The following is a 1,485-nucleotide window of genomic DNA, read 5'->3' as shown; positions in this document are numbered from 1 at the left end:
GATTCATCATCACTTTTTGTGAAAATAGCACAAAAATAGGAAAACACGAACGAATTCCTGGCAATAATGTTAGTTACCACAACAAACATTAGGAGGTCTTCTCGTGTTTCCCGTGTTACTAGAGTTGCCAGAATTTGAAGTTGTTAATCATGAAATATTTCCTACTCATTATCTTGTTCATGTCGAGAAAAAAACTTTGGAGGAACGTTGCCCTCATTGTGGTTTTCTTACTTCTTTCGTCCATGACAGAAGGACAAGAAAAATAAGAGATTTAACCGTGATGAACAAGCCTGTTTATTTACTTGTAACGATTAAACGCTATCGTTGCCTCAATTGTGAGGAAATCTTTACGGCATCTTTTGAATCGATTGATTCATACCAACACTATACCAATCGTTTTCAACAGTTCATCTATGAACAAGTTCTTGGTACCACCATTCAAGATATTAGCCGAAAAAACAAGATGGCTTATTCGACTGTTGAGCGTATCTTTTATTCAGTCGCTGATAAAAAGGCAGCTGAACATAAATCGGCTATTCAAGAGATTCAAGGTGATCAAGACATTGCATTAAGTCTCGATGAAGTCGCTGTTCGTAAAGGGCATAAATACGAGACCGTTCTGTATGATGCCAACTTAGGTGCCGTATTGGGGCTGCATCATGATCGTGATTATCCAGCAACACTAGAGCTTTTATCCTTAAAGATCCTTCATCCGGAACGGGTTAAAACGGTTGTCCTAGACATGTGGGATCCCTTTCATAAAGCCATTCGAAAAGCTTTTCCTAGTGCTCAAATTGTGATCGATAAGTACCATGTCGTTCAAAAGGTCACTCAAGCATTAGACCAAGTCCGTAAGAAAATTCCAGGATTAAAGAAAGCACGGTTTCATCTCCTGAGAAGTTATGAAAAGGTAAAAGAAATACATCGCCCTCGGCTGGATGAATTGTTAGAATCACACGAAAGTTTATGTTATGCCTATTTCCTAAAAGAACTATTTAGGGACTTTTATCAATCAAAGGATTACGAAACAGCTGATCATTTATTGACAGAGTGGCTTGATTTAGCTTGGAGCAGTCCATTTGAATCCTTTCATGAAGTGGCTAAAACAATCCAAAACTGGCGCCATCAAATTATGCAATACTTTAAAACACCTTATACAAATGGGCGTACAGAAGGCACAAATCATAAAATTAAGAACATCAAACGACGAGCATACGGTTATCGAAACCTTCACCGTTTTAGAACACGTGTACTTCTGGAATGCACAGGGCATACTTATAAAAAACAGGTGTCCTAGCCTCTCCTTCTTCATCATGATGGTGATCATAGTTGGTGGAAAAGAAGCCGTAAAGGAAAACACTTGACCGCTTCTTTTCCACCAACTGGCTAGTCTGTAAGATGAAGAAGGAGAGAGTTTGAGCAGGTACCAATCTAGCTATCTTATTGTCAGAATTCTGTGTGTTTCACAAACAATGGTGGAGAGAC

The 1,485-nt window shown here is 38.8% G+C and carries 1 protein-coding gene; it reads left to right on the top strand.

The annotated features are described in order from the left end of the window. The first annotated feature begins 103 nt into the window (after positions 1–103). Positions 104–1,297 carry an ISL3 family transposase gene (locus tag IC621_RS26230; protein ID WP_191162978.1) on the top strand — a complete coding sequence of 398 codons (1,194 nt, stop codon included), beginning with the start codon at positions 104–106 and terminating at the stop codon, positions 1,295–1,297. Positions 1,298–1,485 lie beyond the last annotated feature (188 nt).

Origin of the sequence: Metabacillus arenae (genome assembly GCF_014773385.1) — a bacterium.
GTDB classification, from domain to species: domain Bacteria; phylum Bacillota; class Bacilli; order Bacillales; family Bacillaceae; genus Metabacillus_D; species Metabacillus_D arenae.
This window is presented reverse-complemented; position numbering and strand designations above follow the sequence as displayed.